Origin of the sequence: Mesorhizobium sp. BH1-1-5 (assembly GCF_020165615.1) — a bacterium.
GTDB lineage: Bacteria > Pseudomonadota > Alphaproteobacteria > Rhizobiales > Rhizobiaceae > Mesorhizobium.
The window spans coordinates 160,600-178,233 of the sequence record NZ_JAIUIM010000007.1 but is presented as its reverse complement, the minus strand read 5'-3'; the positions used below and the strand labels follow the sequence as shown (position 1 = coordinate 178,233).

The 17,634-nt window shown below is 63.3% G+C and carries 19 protein-coding genes; 12 read left to right on the top strand and 7 right to left on the bottom strand.

From position 1 onward, the window contains the following. Position 1: 1 nt before the first annotated feature. The 3 genes from waaF to LB572_RS11875 are packed head-to-tail and all read right to left on the bottom strand — an operon-like array spanning position 2 to position 3,611. Complete coding sequence (gene waaF / locus LB572_RS11885; RefSeq protein ID WP_224667848.1) at positions 2-1,021, bottom strand: lipopolysaccharide heptosyltransferase II; 1,020 nt, start codon at positions 1,019-1,021, stop codon at positions 2-4. A gap of 60 nt (positions 1,022-1,081) precedes the next feature. Further along, complete coding sequence (locus tag LB572_RS11880; RefSeq protein ID WP_224667847.1) at positions 1,082-2,023, bottom strand: glycosyltransferase; 942 nt, start codon at positions 2,021-2,023, stop codon at positions 1,082-1,084. A gap of 55 nt (positions 2,024-2,078) precedes the next feature. Continuing rightward, on the bottom strand, positions 2,079-3,611 hold the full coding sequence (locus LB572_RS11875) for an acyl-CoA carboxylase subunit beta (RefSeq protein ID WP_140803018.1): 1,533 nt from the start codon (positions 3,609-3,611) through the stop codon (positions 2,079-2,081). 117 nt (positions 3,612-3,728) lie between these two features. On the opposite strand from LB572_RS11875, the gene LB572_RS11870 reads away from it, so the two are divergent. The 3 genes from LB572_RS11870 to LB572_RS11860 all read left to right on the top strand — a co-directional run bounded on the left by LB572_RS11870 (position 3,729) and on the right by LB572_RS11860 (position 5,978). Next, positions 3,729-3,965 carry a transcriptional regulator gene (locus LB572_RS11870; RefSeq protein WP_224667846.1) on the top strand — a complete coding sequence of 79 codons (237 nt, stop codon included), beginning with the start codon at positions 3,729-3,731 and terminating at the stop codon, positions 3,963-3,965. Positions 3,966-3,998: 33 nt separating this feature from the next. Beyond that, complete coding sequence (locus LB572_RS11865; protein ID WP_263497951.1) at positions 3,999-4,259, top strand: type II toxin-antitoxin system RelE/ParE family toxin; 261 nt, start codon at positions 3,999-4,001, stop codon at positions 4,257-4,259. Between the two features lie 258 nt (positions 4,260-4,517). Next, positions 4,518-5,978, top strand: a complete 1,461-nt coding sequence (locus LB572_RS11860; RefSeq protein WP_224667844.1) for a DEAD/DEAH box helicase — start codon at positions 4,518-4,520, stop codon at positions 5,976-5,978. A 71-nt stretch (positions 5,979-6,049) separates the two neighbouring features. On the opposite strand, the gene LB572_RS11855 is transcribed toward LB572_RS11860, so the two are convergent. Then, positions 6,050-7,039, bottom strand: coding sequence for an alpha/beta hydrolase (locus tag LB572_RS11855; RefSeq protein ID WP_224667843.1), 990 nt, complete (start codon positions 7,037-7,039; stop codon positions 6,050-6,052). Positions 7,040-7,109: 70 nt separating this feature from the next. Next, on the bottom strand, positions 7,110-7,958 hold the full coding sequence (locus tag LB572_RS11850; RefSeq protein ID WP_140803021.1) for an SDR family NAD(P)-dependent oxidoreductase: 849 nt from the start codon (positions 7,956-7,958) through the stop codon (positions 7,110-7,112). Positions 7,959-8,150: 192 nt separating this feature from the next. Between LB572_RS11850 and LB572_RS11845 the strand changes: the two genes are divergently transcribed. The 6 genes from LB572_RS11845 (at position 8,151) to LB572_RS11820 (ending at position 12,777) form a co-directional block, all read left to right on the top strand. Next, on the top strand, positions 8,151-9,185 hold the full coding sequence (locus LB572_RS11845) for a cysteine synthase A (protein ID WP_140803022.1): 1,035 nt from the start codon (positions 8,151-8,153) through the stop codon (positions 9,183-9,185). After that, positions 9,185-9,928, top strand: coding sequence for an alanyl-tRNA editing protein (locus LB572_RS11840; protein WP_140803043.1), 744 nt, complete (start codon positions 9,185-9,187; stop codon positions 9,926-9,928). Before LB572_RS11845 ends, LB572_RS11840 begins: the two co-directional genes overlap by 1 nt. A 135-nt stretch (positions 9,929-10,063) precedes the next feature. Beyond that, on the top strand, positions 10,064-10,915 hold the full coding sequence (sseA, locus tag LB572_RS11835; RefSeq protein ID WP_224667842.1) for a 3-mercaptopyruvate sulfurtransferase: 852 nt from the start codon (positions 10,064-10,066) through the stop codon (positions 10,913-10,915). Next, positions 10,915-11,478 carry a GNAT family N-acetyltransferase gene (locus tag LB572_RS11830; RefSeq protein WP_224667841.1) on the top strand — a complete coding sequence of 188 codons (564 nt, stop codon included), beginning with the start codon at positions 10,915-10,917 and terminating at the stop codon, positions 11,476-11,478. The genes sseA and LB572_RS11830 overlap by 1 nt, the downstream gene beginning before the upstream one ends. Before the next feature lie 128 nt (positions 11,479-11,606). Then, the gene (locus LB572_RS11825) at positions 11,607-12,164 is read left to right on the top strand and encodes an OmpA family protein (RefSeq protein WP_224667840.1); all 558 of its coding nucleotides are present in this window, start codon (positions 11,607-11,609) and stop codon (positions 12,162-12,164) included. A 145-nt stretch (positions 12,165-12,309) separates the two neighbouring features. Further along, a complete protein-coding gene (locus LB572_RS11820; RefSeq protein WP_140803025.1) occupies positions 12,310-12,777 on the top strand; it encodes a DUF1203 domain-containing protein in 468 nt (155 codons plus the stop codon). Positions 12,778-13,219: 442 nt separating this feature from the next. Here the strand turns inward: LB572_RS11820 and ald are convergent, their stop codons facing one another. Continuing rightward, positions 13,220-14,335, bottom strand: a complete 1,116-nt coding sequence (gene ald / locus LB572_RS11815; RefSeq protein ID WP_224667839.1) for an alanine dehydrogenase — start codon at positions 14,333-14,335, stop codon at positions 13,220-13,222. 213 nt (positions 14,336-14,548) lie between these two features. Here ald and LB572_RS11810 point away from each other — a divergent pair, with 213 nt between their 5' ends. Both LB572_RS11810 and LB572_RS11805 read left to right on the top strand, forming a co-directional pair. Continuing rightward, positions 14,549-15,022 (top strand): Lrp/AsnC family transcriptional regulator, encoded by a 474-nt coding sequence (locus tag LB572_RS11810; RefSeq protein ID WP_040982960.1) that lies wholly within the window; start codon positions 14,549-14,551, stop codon positions 15,020-15,022. Between the two features lie 148 nt (positions 15,023-15,170). Next, a complete protein-coding gene (locus LB572_RS11805; protein ID WP_224667838.1) occupies positions 15,171-15,521 on the top strand; it encodes a hypothetical protein in 351 nt (116 codons plus the stop codon). Here the strand turns inward: LB572_RS11805 and LB572_RS11800 are convergent. Further along, positions 15,518-16,177, bottom strand: a complete 660-nt coding sequence (locus tag LB572_RS11800) for a 5-formyltetrahydrofolate cyclo-ligase (protein WP_224667837.1) — start codon at positions 16,175-16,177, stop codon at positions 15,518-15,520. The two genes, LB572_RS11805 and LB572_RS11800, sit on opposite strands and share 4 nt — an antisense overlap. 172 nt (positions 16,178-16,349) lie before the next feature. Between LB572_RS11800 and LB572_RS11795 the strand changes: the two genes are divergently transcribed. Next, the gene (locus tag LB572_RS11795) at positions 16,350-17,615 is read left to right on the top strand and encodes an NAD(P)/FAD-dependent oxidoreductase (RefSeq protein WP_224667836.1); all 1,266 of its coding nucleotides are present in this window, start codon (positions 16,350-16,352) and stop codon (positions 17,613-17,615) included. Positions 17,616-17,634: the final 19 nt, after the last annotated feature.

Here is a 17,634-nt window from a genome sequence, read left to right as displayed (position 1 = left end):
TTCAGGCGAACTGCGGCGCGTGTTTGCGGATCGCTGCCGCGAGCGCCTCGCGAACCCTGTCTTCGCTCACGGCGCGCGTGTTCTCCACCCAACCCGGTGTCGAAATCGGCGGTTCGAGAAAGATCACCTGTTCGTTCACCGGACCGTGCATATAGGCCCGCTTCGAACCGTATATGAGCACGCATGGACCGCCCAGCGCTCCAGCGGCATGAGAGATGCCGCCATCGACGCCGAGAAAGACGGTCGAGGCTGCGATCTGGCACATGGCTTCCGCGATATCGGGCGTCGAGGTGAAGTCGATCGCCTCGGGCAAATGAGCTTTGATTTCCGCGGCAGCCTGCCGCTCGCGCGGCCCGCCGATCAGCCAAACCGACCAGCCGCGAGCAGCATGGTCGCGCGCGATCGAGACGAAGCGCTCTATCGGCCACGAGCGTTTGTTGGCAAAGTCGGACGTGTAGAGTGCGATCGCCGGTTTCGCCGGGTCGATCCCGTTGCGCCGGCGCCAATCCGCAAGCTCCTCTGCGGAAACGACCAGTTGCGGAGCCGGCAACGGTCCGTCTTCGGCCGGCCTTTTGCCGAGACGCGCGATTGCGCAAACCTGTTCTGCAAGCCGTGCCTTGCGCGGGCCGAAGGCCACCATCGACTTCAGCCAACCGGCAGGCAGCCGGTTGACGATGCCGAACTGGAACTCGCGCGGATAGCCGATGCGCTCCGGTATCCCGGCCAGCCACGGAACCAGCGAAGCCTTCGTGCTGCTGGTGAGCATATAGGCCGCCTGGTAATCTTCCTTGCGGATGTCGCGCGCCAGACCTGCGCGTTCTTTCAGCCCCGGCTTCCAGTGCTTCTCCGCTATCCAGACTTTGCGGACATGCGGCATCAGCCGCGCCAGCGGCGCGGCGATCCTCGAGGTGACGATATCGATCGGCTGCCCGGGAAATTTCCCGGCGATGATCCGGATGGCCGCGTGGCAACGGATGAAATCACCGATCGCCGGCAGGCAGAAAACCAGGATGGGGCGCAATGCGCGAAACCTTTTCGATCCGAAGCGGCCACCGCCGATGGGAGACACTTGCGTGATGTCTCACGGAAGCGCTTCGCCATCAAGAATGCGGTGGTAGAGCTCCAGATAGGCTTTTGCGGCCTTCTGGATCGGAAACCGGTCTGCCGCGGATTCGCGGCATCTTTGCGCCGACAAACCGCCGATTTCGCCGAAACCGCGCGCGAACTCCTCGTCCGTGTCGAAGAAACGGCCGGTATCGGCATCGACGGTTTCGGGCAACGCGCCGCGTGCCGTCGTCAAAACCGGTGTGCCGCACAACATGGATTCGACCGGCGCGTTGCCGAAAGGCTCTTCCCAGGAAATTGGGTTCAGGAAGGCCTTGGTCTCACCCAGCAGGCGCACCTTTGGCTCACCGTCGACCATGCCGTGATAGCGGAAGCGGGACGACAGGCTTTTGAAAAAGACGCCCTCGCGGCGGGTCTTGCTGCGGCCAAGCAGCTTCCAGCGCGAGCCGCCGGCGATGTCGAGCTTGAAATCGTATTTTTTCGCGAGATCCACCGCCCGGTTGAGGCCCTTTCCGGCCCGCGCGATGGCCGCCATGAAAAACAGATGGTCGTTCTTCGACGGCGCCAGGCGATAGGCATCCACCGGAAAGCCATTATAGACGAAGGTCTTGCGGCCATGCAGCTCGGCATGGCGGGCGCTGATGAAGCTCCAGTTCGGCTGCGGCCTCGGGTAATCCGGCAGATGACCGCGCTCGGTGTTGAGCGTCGGGAAGGGGACCTCGACCTTCCAGGCGTGGAGATGGACGATATCGGTATCCTTGGGAACGGCCGCGCGGCACTCGTCATTGGTTACCGCGTGGCGGACCTCGCACAGCGGATGCGACGATCCCGGGCCGGCGATCAATGTCACCTGATGGCCCATCTTGACCATTTCCGTGGTCAGCCACTCGACCTGCCGCTGGATGCCGCCATAGCCTTTGCACGGAATAAGGCCCTGGGCCGCAAGCGTTATTCGCATTTCGTCTCAGCGCTCATGTTGGCGGTTGTCGTCCTTTCGGCTGATGGAGGTCGTTTCACAACGGGATGTTGTCGTGCTTCTTCCACGGATTCTGCATGTCCTTGTTGCGCAGCATGCGCAGCGCCCGGGCGACGCGGCGCCGGGTCGAATGCGGCATGATCACCTCGTCGACATAGCCGCGTTCGGCGGCGACGAAGGGCGACAGGAAGCGATCCTCATAAGCCTTTGTATGGGCAGCGATTTTCCCCGGATCGCCGATATCCTTGCGATAGATGATCTCGACCGCGCCCCTGGCGCCCATCACCGCGATCTGCGCCGTCGGCCAGGCGTAGTTCATGTCGCCGCGCAAATGCTTCGACGCCATCACGTCATAGGCGCCGCCATAGGCCTTGCGGGTGATGACGGTGATCTTCGGCACGGTCGCCTCGGCATAGGCGAAGAGCAGCTTGGCGCCATGCTTGATCAGCCCGCCATATTCCTGCGCGGTGCCGGGAAGAAAGCCCGGCACGTCGACGAAGGTGACGATCGGAATCGAGAAGCAGTCGCAGAAGCGCACGAAGCGCGCCGCCTTGCGGCTGGCGTCGGAATCGAGCACGCCTGCCAGCACCATCGGCTGATTGGCGACGAAACCCACCGTGCGGCCCTCGACACGGCCGAAGCCCGTGACGATGTTCTTGGCAAAGCTCTGTTGTATCTCGAAGAAATCGCCTTCGTCGGCAACCTTCAGGATCAGCTCCTTGATATCGTACGGCTTGTTGGCATTGTCGGGGATCAGCCGGTCGAGCGAGAGGTCGTGGTCGGCCACCGACTGGTAGCACTCGATCTCAGGGATTTCGGCCGTGTTCGACGCCGGCAGCAGGTCGACCAGCCGGCGCATCTGCAGCAACGCCTCGACGTCGTTGTCATAGGCGCCGTCGGCGATGGAGGATTTGGTGGTGTGGACGGAAGCACCGCCGAGGCTTTCCGCAGTCACCGTCTCGTTGGTCACCGTCTTCACCACGTCCGGCCCGGTGACGAACATGTAGGAGGTGTCGCGCACCATGAAGATGAAATCGGTCATCGCCGGCGAGTAGACGTCGCCGCCAGCGCAAGGCCCCATGATCAGCGAGATCTGCGGGATGACGCCGGAGGCGAGCACGTTGCGCTGGAATATCTCCGCGTAGCCGCCGAGCGCCGCCACGCCTTCCTGAATGCGGGCGCCGCCAGCGTCGTAAAGGCCGATGATCGGCGCGCGGTTGCGCAGCGCCATCTCCTGGACCTTGATGACCTTCTCGGCATGCGCTTCCGACAGCGAGCCGCCGAACACGGTGAAATCCTTGGCGAAGATATAGACCGGGCGCCCGTTGACGGTGCCCCAGCCGGTTACGACGCCGTCACCGGCGATCTTGGTCTTCTCCATGCCGAAATCGGTCGAGCGATGCTCGACATACATGTCGAACTCTTCGAACGAGCCCTCGTCGAGGAAGATTTCGATACGCTCGCGGGCGGTGAGCTTCCCCTTCTTGTGCTGTGCCTCGATGCGGTCCTTGCCGCCGCCCATGCGGGCGATTTCGCGGCGACGCTCGAGTTCCTTCAGCACATCTTTCATCGCACGGTTCCTGAATGGGAAGCTGCTTTCGTGGTAAAGATGCCTGCGAGCTAGCGCAAGCGCTGCCTTTCTTGAGCGATCTTGGAAGCCGGGAGCTGTGTATGGCAGAATGAAACGATGAAGAACAATGTCGAAATATCCGAGGATTTGAATCGCAGGATCGAAATGCTGACCTCGCGTTCAACACTCACTCGCGATCAGATCATTGAAGATGCCCTGTCCCACGGTCGCTCGCTCGCGTGGCAGGAAAAGTGGATCGCCGGCATTCAGGCGGGGATCGAGGCCGCCGATCGTGGCGACTTCGCAGATGAAGAAGAGATAGCCGCCGTTTTGAACAAATACGGTCGGGCATAACGATCTGTGCGGATTGTCTGGACCCGACACTATTTGATCGAACTTGCATCAATCGGCGACTACATCGGCCAACACAACCCACGCGCCGCAGCGCGGGTCGTCAATGAGATCCATTCAAAGACAGCTCGGCTATTGTCGGCCAACCCCTTTATCGGGCGGGTTGGCGAGATCAAAGGAACTCGAGAACTGGTGATCTCAGGTACGCCCTATATCGTCGCGGCTCCTGGGTTTTTGCTGCAATGCAACATGGCCCCCTTGCATTTCGGGCCGGACTCGGCCATATGGGCGGCATAGGCGCTTGGGCCGGCTTGTCCGGCTTTCTCCGCGAATGAGACTGGTTGCGTCTGTTTTCCCTCTTTCCGCCAAATCGGCCCCGGTCGATCGGCAAGACGGTGAAAAAGCCCCGGGGCATGAAGCCCGCGGGCACGACAGCGCAGCCGAGCGGACGGATACGTCCGCCGCCTTGTCGTTCCTGATGATTGTTTCGACGGCAGGTTGCGCCCTGCCGCCATTTGATGTTTGCGGCCAGAGGCCGCTTGAAAGAAGATTATTTTGACCAATGAAAACATAGCAGAACTGAACGGTTCTGCCACACAGCTGTCGGGCTTTGCCGCTCTGGGAATTTCGGGCGCGCTGCTCAAGGCGACCCTTGCCGCCGGCTTTACCGAGCCGAAGCCGATCCAGGTGCAGGCGATCCCGCCGCAACTGGAAGGCCGTGACATTTTCGGCATCGCCCAGACCGGCTCGGGCAAGACGGCGGCCTTCGCGCTGCCGATCCTGTCGAAGATCATCGGCCTCGGCACCAAGCGCCGGCCAAAGACGGCGCGCGCGCTGATCCTGGCGCCGACGCGCGAACTCGCCGTGCAGATCGAGGACACCATCAAGGTGCTCGCCAAGGGCGCGCATGTCTCGACCGCGCTCGTGCTCGGCGGCGTCTCGCGCTTCAGTCAGGTGAAGAAGATCGCCCCCGGCGTCGACGTCCTCATCGCCACGCCGGGCCGCCTGACCGATCTGGTGCGCGAAGGCGATCTTATCCTTGCCGACACCAAATGGCTCGTTCTCGACGAGGGCGACCGCATGCTCGACATGGGCTTCATCAATGACGTCAAGCGCATCGCCAAGGCGACCGCGCCGGACCGCCAGACAGCGTTGTTCTCGGCCACCATGCCGGATGAGATCGCCGAGCTCGCCAAGGGTCTTTTGAAGAGCCCGGTCCGCATCGAGGTCGCGCCGCAGAGCACGGCGGCGGCCGAGATCGTGCAGAGCGTGGTGCTTGCCCGCACCAAGCAGAAGCGCCAGGTGCTGTCCAAGATGCTGGCCGACGAGGCGATGCGCGCGGTGATCGTGTTCTCACGCACCAAGCACGGCGCCGACCGCGTCACCAAGGACCTTGCCCGCGACGGCTTCGAAGCCGCGGTCATCCACGGCAACAAATCACAGAACGCCCGCCAGAAGGCGCTCAACGATTTCCGCGATGGCTCGGTTCGCATCCTGGTCGCGACCGATATCGCGGCACGCGGCATCGACGTGCCCGGCATCAGCCATGTCGTGAATTTCGACCTGCCGGACGAAGCGGAAAGCTATGTCCACCGCATCGGCCGCACCGGCCGCAACGGCAGGGACGGCATTGCGATCACGCTTTGCGATCCTTCGGAAAACGCCAAGCTGCGGCAGGTCGAGCGCATCATCCGCATGAAGCTGCCGGTCATCGCCGATCATCTTGGCAGCCCGGATCCGCAGCGCGACCCCCGGGAAAAGACCGAGCGTCATTTCGAGCCGGCCAATGACCGCGAGCATCACGGCGGCCGTCGCGACGGTCGCCGCCCGGGCAATGGTGCCGATAACAAGCGTTTCGGCGGCAAGCCTCACGGCGAGCGCGGGCCGAAGCCGCAGGGCGAGCGCCCGGCGGCCGCCAAGCCGAATGGCTCGATCAAGCCCGACGGTTTCAAGCGCTTCAAGGGCAATAACAAGCGCCGCTTCGGCGGCAAGCGTCCGGCGAACAGGGCGGCTTGAGTTCCAGCGAGATACCAGGAACAGAAACGGCCGGAGCATGCTCCGGCCGTTTTCATTTCACCGGCCCGATTTCATTGGCCTGATTGCTGCTGCATCAGCGCCTTGACCCACACCACGATACGCTGGGTGAGAAAGGCCGTGGTCTGCGGCGACAAGACATCGCCGGCGATGACATGATTGTCCGGGTCGCCTGTGTCGTCGACCGGTACCAGCTCGTGCGGACCGCCCCAGCGCCCCGCGATCTCGCGCGTCCGGTCTGGCTGCACCACCTTGTCGGAATCCGAGAAGATGAACAGGGCAGGGATCGTCGCCTTCTCGACCGGCGCCTCATAGGCAAGGTTGGTGAGCGCTGCCATCGGCAGCACCGCCTTCATGGGATATCTGGTGGTCCAGAATTTTTCGTGGAGCGCGTTGCGCGCGGGGAAACTGCGCTCTTTGCCGCCGACAAGCTCGGCGAGCTGCCCGCCCCAGGGCATGGTCAGCAACTCGGCGCCGGAGGCCTTGACGCCGAAATTCGGCGATATGAAAGCGATTGCCGAGACACCGTCCGACGCGCCCGGCTGCGTGGCGGCCCATGCCGCCAGCGAGCCGCCGGTCGAGGTTCCGATGACGATCACCTTGTCGCCGATGGCGCGGCCGATCGCCAAAGCCTCCTCATAGTCGTTGACCCACGCGTTGACGCTGCCTTGCGCCATGGCCTCGCCGTCCTGGCCGTGGCCGGTCAGCCGCGTGTAGAAAAGGTTGGCGTCCAATTCGTCCGCGACATCGTCCGGCAACGGGCGGACCTCGCCCTTCGAGGCCGAAAAGCCATGGATGTAGACGATGGCCAAAGGCGTCTTCACATGGACCATCGGGTTCGCCCAGATGATCTCCTTGTCGAGCCCGTCGCGGATGTTGGGCACGGCAGCCTCTTCACGCGCCAGATAGGCCTGCGGGTCGTCGCCGATCACCGATGGATTGAAACGGATTGTGGTGTCGACCGGCACGCGCGGGCCGAGGAAAAATCCCGCGACCAGGATGACTGCAAGGCCAAGCACCGCAAGCACGATCCGCCGCCCCATTACAGTCTCCAAGCTATGATTCTCAACCTATGGCCGTTCCCTGCCGGCGGGCAATCGCTGTTTCGCCGGCTCATGTCGCCTTGTCGCGGGACGGATCTTTGCTGCCGGGCAGCTTGCGGTCGAAATGCAACGGCCGCCCCCACCAATGGGTGGTGAGTCCGATGACGAACCGGCAGATCGGCCGCGGCAGCAGGGCGAGGAACTTCAACGGCCAGCTTACGTGATACGGGAAGGTGACTTCGAAACCGCCCTTCATGATGCCGCGCGCCATGCGGCGCGACGCGCGGTGCACAGGCATCAGGCCCGGCATCGGCAGCTTATTCTTTTCGGTCAAAGGCGTGTCGACGAACCCCGGATTGATGACCTGGATACGGATGTTCATCTTGTCGAAGTCGTATTTCAGCGACTCCGCCAGGATGTTGATCGCGGCCTTGGTGCCGCCATAGGCCGCCGTGGTAGGCCAACCGGAATAGGCAGTGACCGATCCGACCAGAACGACATGGCCGCGTCCGCGCACGCGCATATGCTCGACGACAGGCACCACGCCGTTGACGATGCCGAAATAGTTCACGGCGAAGGAGCGGTGGAAGTCGCGCACCACCAGATTCTCACCGGGGGTGGCGATGTAGTTGCCAGCGTTGAAGACGGCAAGCACGATCGACCCCATTTGCTCTTCGATCGCGGCGGCCGTGCGCGCCATGCCGTGCTCGTCGGTCACGTCGCAGGGAAAGGACCTCGCATGCCCGGACATTTGCGCCGTTTCGACGATCAGCGTGTCGGCGGGATCTTCCGGCAGCGACGTTACCGCGACGGCATAGCCCTGATTGGCGAGATCCTTGGCCAACGCCCGGCCAAGGCCGCTGCTGCCGCCCGTGATCCAGGCGACACCGTCTTTCGGATTGGCCCGGTAGAGTGCCATGGGATGTCCTGTGAATGTTCCGGTTTGCTCTAGCGGCGGAGAAATCGATTGAAAAGAGCGGTTTTGGCCCGTGGCGTTGAAATGATCGCGAGCGTTGCACCATCCGGAATGCGACTGGACCAGGCAAAATCTTGCCTTGAAACCGCGGCGTCCGGTTTTTAGGGTCTCGCCGCACACATGAAGGAATCCCGCATGCCCCGTTCTGTGATCGAAGCGATCGGCAACACGCCCCTCATCCGGCTCAACAAGGCCTCGGAAGCGACCGGTTGTGAAATCCTCGGCAAGGCCGAGTTCATGAATCCAGGGCAATCGGTGAAGGATCGGGCCGGCCTGTTCATCATCCGCGATGCCGAACAGCGCGGGCTCCTGAAACCAGGCGGGCTTATCGTGGAAGGCACTGCCGGCAACACCGGCATCGGCTTGACGCTGGTCGCCAAGGCGCTCGGCTATCGCACCGTGATCGTCATCCCCGACACGCAGAGCCAGGAAAAGAAAGACGTGATCAAGATCCTGGGCGCGGAACTGATCGAGGTGCCGGCCGTGCCCTACAAGAACCCCAACAATTACATAAAACTGTCGGGCCGCCTTGCCGAGCAACTGGCGCGCTCCGAACCCAACGGCGCGATCTGGGCCAACCAGTTCGACAATGTCGCCAATCGCGACGGCCACGTCCGCACGACCGCGCAGGAAATCTGGGCCCAGACCGGCGGCAAGATCGACGGCTTCGTCTCGGCCGTAGGCTCCGGCGGCACGCTCGCCGGTGTCGCGCTCGGGCTCAAGGGCAAGAGCAAGGACGTCAAGATCGCGCTTGCCGATCCGCTGGGCGCCGCGCTCTACAGTTTCTACACCAGCGGTGAACTGAAATCCGACGGCAACTCGATCACCGAAGGTATCGGGCAGGGCCGCATCACCGCCAACCTGGACGGGTTCATGCCGGACTTCTCCTACCAGATCCCGGACGAAGAAGCGTTGCCGATCATCTTCGACCTGATCCAGGAGGAGGGGCTCTGCGTCGGCGGCTCGACCGGCATCAACATCGCCGGCGCCATCCGGCTGGCGCGCGAGCTTGGTCCCGGCCACACGATCGTGACAATCCTTGCCGACTACGGCACGCGCTACCAATCCAAGCTCTTCAATCCGGAGTTCCTGCGCGGCAAGAACCTTCCGGTGCCGGGCTGGATGGAAGAGAAGACCGGCATTTCCGTGCCGTTCGAAAAGGTGGCATGATGGCGCGCAAGACCGAGGCGCTGTTTCGCGACGACGCCTATCAGAAGACGGCCGAGGCCGAGGTGGTCGCCATCAACGACCGTGGCGGCATCCTTCTCGACCGGACCGTCTTCTATGCGACGTCTGGCGGGCAGCCGGGCGATACCGGCATGTTCGAACGCGCTGATGGCAGCCGCATTGCGATCGCCGCCAGCATCACCGGCGAGACCAAGGATGAGATCATCCATGTGCCGGCGCCGGAGCAGGCGATGCCCATTATCGGCGAAAGGCTAAAGCTCCTGATCGATTGGGAGCGGCGGTATCTCCTGATGCGCATGCATTCCGCCTGCCACCTGCTGACCGTGGTCTGTCCGTTTCCGATCACCGGGGCGGCGGTCGCGGAGGACGACAGCCGTGTCGATTTCGACATTCCCGACGCCGGCTTCACCAAGGAGGATGTGACGGCCCGGCTGATGGAGTTGGTGCGCGCCGATCATCCGATCTTCACCCGGCTGATCACCGACGAGGCGCTTGCCGCCAATCCCGGCCTGGTGAAATCGAAGAACGTCCGCCCTCCCGTCGGCACGGGAAAAATCCGTCTGGTCTGCATCGGCGACAACGGCTCGATCGACAGCCAGCCATGCGGCGGCACCCATGTGAAGTCGACCGGCGAGGTCGGCGAGATCCATATCGGCAAGATCGAGAAGAAAGGCCGCGAGAACCGCCGCTTCCGCATCCGCTTCGGGCCGATACCGGCGAACTGACCGCCGGATGATTTCGGCTCGAAACGACCTGAAATCGTTCGAAATCAAGGAGGTAGAGCATGATGTCGCCTGAAAGCCGCTCTACATTCTTCGGCATCATGCTCTAAGCGCGAAGGCGGGGCAGGGAGAACAAAAATGGCGCAGGATAGTCCTTTCATCGTCGACGCCGACTGGCTGGAAAAGCAACTTGGCGAGCCGGGTCTCACCATCGTCGACGCCTCCTGGTACCTGCCGGCGCAAAAGCGCGATGCCCGCGCCGAATACGATGCCGCTCACATTCCCGGCGCGCGCTTCCTCGACCAGGATGCGGTTTCCGATCCGGATTCGAAACTGCCACACACTTTGGCCTCGCCGCAGCACTTCGCCCAATATGTCGGCGCCATGGGCGTTTCGGCCGACGACACCATTGTCGTCTATGACGGCCCGGGCCTGTTCTCGGCGCCGCGCGCCTGGTGGATGTTCCGTGTCATGGGCGTCTTCCAGGTCTACATCCTGAACGGAGGCATCGACCGCTGGAAAGCAGAGGGGCGACCCGTGACGGCGGAGCCGACGAAGATCGCGCCGAGCGTCTTCCATGCCGATTTCGATGCGGGCCGGGTCGTCGGCCTCGACGAGATGCGCAGGATTGTCGGCGACGGAGAGAGCCAGGTCGCGGATGCGCGCTCTGCCGGCCGTTTTGCCGGGACCGATCCGGAGCCGCGCCAGGGCGTCCGCTCGGGCCATATGCCGGGCGCACACAATGTTCCGATCACGGCGCTTGCCGAGAATGGCGAGCTGCTGTCCAAGGACCGCTTGCGCAAGGTGATCGAGGACGCCGGCATCGACCTGTCGAAGCCGGTCGTCACGTCTTGTGGCTCGGGCATCACGGCGGCGGCGATCACGCTGGCGCTGGAGACGCTTGGCCATGCCGACAATCGGCTTTACGACGGCTCCTGGACGGAATGGGGCGGTCTCAGCGACACGCCGGTGGTGACGGGGAAAGAATGATGGAAAACGGCGCGCTGCAAGATATCGATGTCACCGTCACCTTCCTGGAGATGCATGCGGCGCCGGCGGTTTCGCCGCCGATCCCCTACAACCGCCAGATCGCGCTGCTGAAGACGAAAGATATCCCGCTTCATTTCTACCGCTACCTGATGGATCGCGTCGGGCGCAAATGGCACTGGGTCAATGTGCTCAGGCTGAGCGACGACGAGCTTGCCGCCGGCCTGCACCGCGAGGACCGCGACATCCGCGTGCTCTATCTCGACGGCGCTCCTGCCGGCTTCTTCGATCTCAAGCCGCATCTGCCGGACGAAGTGGAGCTCGCCTATTTCGGCATGATGGAGCATGCGCACGGCCAAGGCATCGGCCGCTGGTTCCTCGGCGCCGCGATCTCGGCTGCCTGGGCGCATGGGCCAAGGCGCGTCACCGTGCAGACCTGCACGCTCGACCATCCGGCGGCGCTTCCGCTTTACCAGAAGCTCGGCTTCGCCCCCGTGGCGCAGAAGAAGGAGGTCGTGCATCCGCTGACCTTCGCCGAGCGCTCGGCCAGCGTCATGCGAGGCTAAGCCGCTCAAGCAGTTTCGGGCGGAAAGCGGCGAGTCCCACCGACTGAACATCCCGTTCATCGCCGCTTCAGACTGTCTTTGCCATTGTCCGGCCGCATTACGAGGCCGAGCTTATAGGAGAAAAGACAATGTTGACCCGACGTACATTCGCCGTAGCCATGATCGCGGCAATTGCCGTGCCGAGCCTGGCATCCGCGCAGGCGACGACGCCTTCGGCCGCGACCATCGAGCGCCAGCTCGACGCAGCTCCCAGGAAGAAGCTGCGCCCGAACGAGCGCGTCACCATTCGCGAGTTCAAGCGCCGGCCTGACCTGCGGCGCATGGCGCGTTCGATCGACATCCAGTCGATCAATTTCGAGTTCGGCTCGGCCGCTATCGCTCCCTCGCAATATGGCAAGGTCGAAATCATTGCCGACGCGCTCCATCGCATCCTGCGGCGCGACCGCGGCGCCCGCATCCTGATCGAAGGCCACACCGACGCGGTGGGTTCCTTCGAATCGAACCAGGTTCTGTCCGAACGCCGCGCGGCGTCGCTAAAGCGCACGCTGGTGGGTGAGTTCGGCGTGCCGGCCTACGCGCTCGACACCGTCGGCTACGGCGAGGAATTCCTGCTTGTGCAGACCCAGCAGGAAAACTGGCGCAACCGCCGCGTGACGCTGCGCCGCTTCGACGATTTCGTGCGCTGACGACGAAGCGATAATACCGACAACGGAGCCCGGCCTGTTCAAAGCGGCCGGGCTCTTTCACGTGCGCGCGCGGTCGGTCAGGAATCGGGTGGGAGACACCGCCCTAAAGGCATAATTTCCGGAAATCGACACCCGGAGATTTGCCATGAGCATCCAGTTCAAAGCCTTGCCGACCGAAGCCGTGCGCGCCTTGCAGCGGGGAGCGCCCGATGCCTACGGCCGCGCCCCGGAGCGCCAGATCTCCGACGGCGACGGCGTGCCCTGCAGGCACTGCCTGAAGAATGTCGCCGCGGGCGAGGGCTACTTGATCGTCGCCTACCGGCCGTTCCCGGAACTGCAGCCCTACGCCGAAACCGGCCCTATCTTCCTGCACGCCGAGGAATGCGAGCGCGCTGCGGAAGGCGATGCGCTGCCGGAGATGCTCGAAAGCAGCGACTACATCGTCAGGGGCTATGGCAAGGACGATCGCATCGTCTATGGCAGCGGCGCCGTGACGCCGACCGACGACATTGCCGCCCGCGCGCAGACGCTGCTTGGGCGCGAAGACATCGCCTACATCCATGTCCGCTCGGCCCGGAACAATTGCTATCAATGCCGCATCGAGCGGGCCTGATCCCAAACCGGTATGACCCAAAAAGAAGCCCGCCGATGGTCAGGCGGGCCGTTGGAGGGTCTGACAGAAGCTGTCGGCCAGTGCTGTCCGAGCCGGACTTGGCCGACTCGGAAAGCAGCTCAGGCCGCCAGTAACGGCCCGTGTCTAGGCGTCCTTCGCGCGGAGCGAATGTGAAGCATTTCACACAAGCACGCATAATGGCCCGGAAGGTGGGAACCGGGCCTTTCCGGACTGTCGTATTTCCGTCGCACGACTGCGCTAGAAAAGGGTCGTTGATGATTTGTCGACCGCGGATGAACCGGCGGCAGGTCCCAACACTCGAGGAAGCGGGGCTTTTGCTCCGCTTTTTTGTTGCCCGGTTTCTTGGCGCGACCAGTTTGCGCGCAAGAAAAAGCCCGCCGGAATGACCGGCGGGCGACTGAAGGAAATCTCTGCGGATTTGTCAGGCGGCAAGGACCGCCTTCGGTTCGACCATCTCGTAGCCGAGCGCCTCTGCGACGGCACGGTTGGTAATCTTGCCCTTATGGACGTTGAGGCCATTGCGCAGGTGGTGGTCGTCGACCAGCGCCTTGAGGCCCTTGTCGGCGAGCTGCAGGCCGTAATGCAGCGTCGCGTTGTTGAGCGCGTGCGCCGAAGTGACCGGCACGGCGCCAGGCATGTTGGCGACGCAATAGTGGATCACGCCATCGACCTCATAGGTCGGATCGGCGTGGGTCGTGGCATGCGAAGTCTCGAAGCAGCCGCCCTGGTCGATCGCGACGTCGACCAGAACCGAGCCCTTCTTCATGCCGGAAAGCATTTCGCGGGTCACGAGCTTGGGCGCCGCGGCGCCCGGGATCAGCACGGCGCCGATGACGACGTCGGCCGAGAAGCATTCTTCTTCCAGCGCCTCGACGGTCGAGTAACGCGTATGAACGCGGCCGCCAAAGATGTCGTCGAGCTGGCGCAGGCGCGGGATCGAACGGTCGATGATGGTGACGTCGGCGCCGAGGCCGGCGGCCATCTTGGCCGCATGCAGGCCGACGACGCCACCGCCGAGCACGGTGATCTTGCCGGGCAGCACGCCGGGCACGCCGCCGAGCAGCACGCCGCGGCCGCCATTGGCCTTCTGCAGCGCCGTGGCGCCGGCCTGGATCGAAAGGCGGCCGGCAACTTCCGACATCGGGGCGAGCAGCGGCAGGCCGCCGCGATCGTCGGTCACGGTCTCGTAAGCGATGGCGGTGACACCTGAGCCAAGAAGACCCTTGGTCTGCTCCGGATCCGGGGCGAGGTGGAGATAGGTGTAGAGGATCTGGCCGTCGCGCAGTTGGACCCATTCGTTGGGCTGCGGCTCCTTGACCTTGACGATCATGTCCGACTTGGCGAACACGTCGGCGGCGGTCTTGGCGATGGTCGCGCCGGCGGCGCGATAGGCGTTGTCGTCGGCGCCGATGCCGGCGCCGGCGCCGGTCTCGACCAGCACTTCATGGCCATGCGCGACATATTCGCGGACCGAGCCCGGCGTCAGGCCGACGCGATACTCATGGTTCTTGATTTCCTTGGGGCAGCCGACACGCATCGTTCTTCTCCTGTCCGCGCCCTTAAAGGGGCGCTCTCCCTGTCATTGGTGCATGCCATCAGCTCCGGAACGCCGCGCGATTTGGAGGTGACACGCAATAATCGCAGTCAACCACGAATCGTTGCGTATGTGTTTGCGAATGCACTTGCGGCAACGGCCGCTCTTCGATAATCGTTGCGCAAAACGACTGGAAATTCGCAGGAACCACGAAAAATGCGGCTCGACAGGATTGATATCGCCATTCTGGAGACTTTGCAGAAGGATGGCCGGATCCCCAATGCGGCGCTTGCCGAAAAGGTCGGCCTTTCCCAATCGGCCTGTTCGCGCAGGCTCGACAATCTGGAGAAGTCCGGAACCATCCGCGGCTACCACGCGCGGCTGTCCAATTCGGCGCTCGGCCACCAGATGACGGCGATCGTGCACATATCGCTGTCAGGGCAATTCGAGAAGACGTTGTCGGATTTCGAGGCGGCGATCAAGCGCTGCCCGAACGTGCTTTCCTGCCATTTGATGTCGGGCGAATACGATTACATCCTGCGCATCGCGGCGAAGGATCTCGTCGACTACGAGCGCATCCACAAGGAATGGCTGTCGGCCATGCCGCATGTGACCAAGATCAACTCGTCCTTCGCGCTGCGTGAGATCGTCGATCGCACGGCGGTCGGGCTGCGGCCGGAGATGGCTTAGCGAGGTTCATCGCTTGACGGAACAGTCGACCTCTCGCTCTCTTTGTTCATTTTGTTTTGACGCCATTTCCGGATGAAACCGTCTCACGCATTGCCTGGAATTGCTTAGCGTCCGGCCTCGGCACAATTAAAGAGGCAGCGGCTGGACCATGACAGAAAGAGTCACTCTGGCCGAGTCATTGCCGGCAACCTCCGTCGTCCGCATTTCGCGCGCCACCTTCGACCCGGTTCGGTTCCCCGAAGTCGACGCTGCAAGCAAGAAGACCTCGCAGTATATGATACCGGCCGTCAGACGGCTGCCGGGGCTCCTCCAGTTTTACTCAGGCGTCTCGCCGAAGGGCTCGATGGTCCAAGTTAGTGTCTGGGATACCGACGAGCATGCGGCGCAACTCAACACGCTGAAGGAGATGGCCATCGACGGTCGCAGGGACATGGAGGCGGTTGGCGTGACTTTCACCCCGATTTTCCACTATCCGATCGACTGGGCCTGGATGGTTTAGGCGGCATTCGCCTCCGTCACCACCTCGCTCATCGGAATATCGTGCGGCTGCGGGTAGATGGTCGGGATGCGCTGCAATTCGTAGCCGACGCCGATGACCAGCGGCCTGAACGGCATCGCGGCGAGCGTACGGTCGTAAAAGCCGCCGCCATAGCCCAGCCGGTAGTTGCCAGGATCGATGCCGACGATCGGCGAGATCACGATGTCGGGCAGCACCGGATCGCCTTCGGCCGGGATCGGAATGTTCCAGACGCCTTTTTCCAGCCGGTCGCCCGGTCTGTAGGCGCGAAACACCAGCGGCTGTCCCTTCTCGATGACGACAGGCAGCGCGGTGCGGCCGCCGCGCTCGTTGATCGAGGCCATCCAGCCGCGCAAATCCGGCTCGCCGCGAAATGGCCAGTAGAGGCTGACCATCCGGCCGGCTATGTCTCCGATCAGCGCGTCGAGGCCGTCGGCGATACGCGCCGACATGGCGGCGCGCGCATCGGCTGAAACGGCGAGGCGGGCATTGATGAGCCGCTCGCGCTCCGCCTTGCGCCAGCGTCTGACATCCGTCCAGTCGGAGAGCAGATCCCGGTATTCCGGGTCGAGCTCATGCATGAAGCAGGGCGGTGAGGCGTATTGTCCCGGCGCTTCGTCATCGCGGTTGTCAGCCATGCTGGCTCCTGTCGTTTTGTTTCACGCTATACCTGCGCCGAGGCAGTCGCATGTGCATTCACGACGCCGCGCGACGACTCCCCGGCATGGTCATTGCCCGATTCAATATTGTTGCAACGCACAAAAATACTTACATCATAGGCGGCAATTGCACCTGGCGAGGTGGAATGAAATGAACGAAACCGAGCATAGAGTCGTAGTCGTCGGCGCCGGCTTCGGGGGCCTCGAGCTCACCCGCGCGCTGGCTGGTTCCGCAGTGCGCATCACCATGATCGACAAGCGCAATCACCATCTTTTCCAGCCGCTGCTTTACCAGGTGGCGACGACGTCGCTCGCGACCTCGGAGGTTGCCTGGCCGATCCGTCATCTGCTGCGCAGGCGCAAGGACGTGACGACGCTTCTCGGCAATGTCACCGGCGTCGACCGCGCCGGCAAACGCGTGCTGCTCGACGACGGCAGCTCGGTCCCCTACGACACGCTGGTGCTCGCCACCGGCGCTCGCCATGCCTATTTCGGCCATGACGAATGGGAGCCATTCGCGCCGGGATTGAAGACGCTCGAGGATGCCACGACGATTCGGCGCCGCATCCTGCTCGCTTTCGAGCAGGCGGAGCGCGAAATCGACCCGGCGAAGCGCCAGGCGCTGCTGACGCTGGTCATCGTCGGCGGCGGACCGACCGGCGTCGAGCTCGCCGGCACCATTGTCGAGCTTGCGCATGACACGTTGCGAGGCGAGTTCCGCAACATCGACACCCGCCAGGCGCGCGTCGTTCTGGTCGAAGCCGGCGACCGTATCCTGGCCAATTTCGCGCCGCAGCTTTCCGATTACGCCCGCAAGGCGCTGGAACGGCTCGGCGTCACCGTCGAGCTCGGGCGTCCGGTCACAAGGCTCGATGCTGAAGGTGTCGTCTTCGGCGACAAACGCCTGCCGGCAAGGACGATCATCTGGGCGGCCGGCGTTGCCGCTTCGCCGGCGGCTGAGTGGCTGGCTGTGCCGGCCGATCGGGCGGGCAGGGTGATGGTCGAACCCGACCTGACGGTGCCTGGCAGCCCAGACATCTTCGTCATCGGCGACACCGCGCATGTGCTGCGGCCGGATGGAAAGCCGGTGCCGGGCGTGGCGCCCTCGGCCAAGCAGGAGGGCAAGCACGTTGCCGCGACGATCAGGGCGCGGCTCGCCGGCGACACGGCAACGCATCCTTTCCAATACCGGCATGCCGGCGATCTGGCGACGATAGGCAAGCGCGCCGCCGCCATCGACTTCGGCTGGATTAAGCTCACCGGCTGGCTCGCCTGGTGGCTCTGGGGCATAGCGCACATCTATTTCCTGATCGATTTCCGCAACCGCCTAGCGGTCTCGCTTAGCTGGCTATGGATTTACCTGACCGGTCAGCGCAGCGCGCGCCTGATCACCCAGGGCGACGACGACAAAAGCTGATCACTTCGCCATCCCCTGC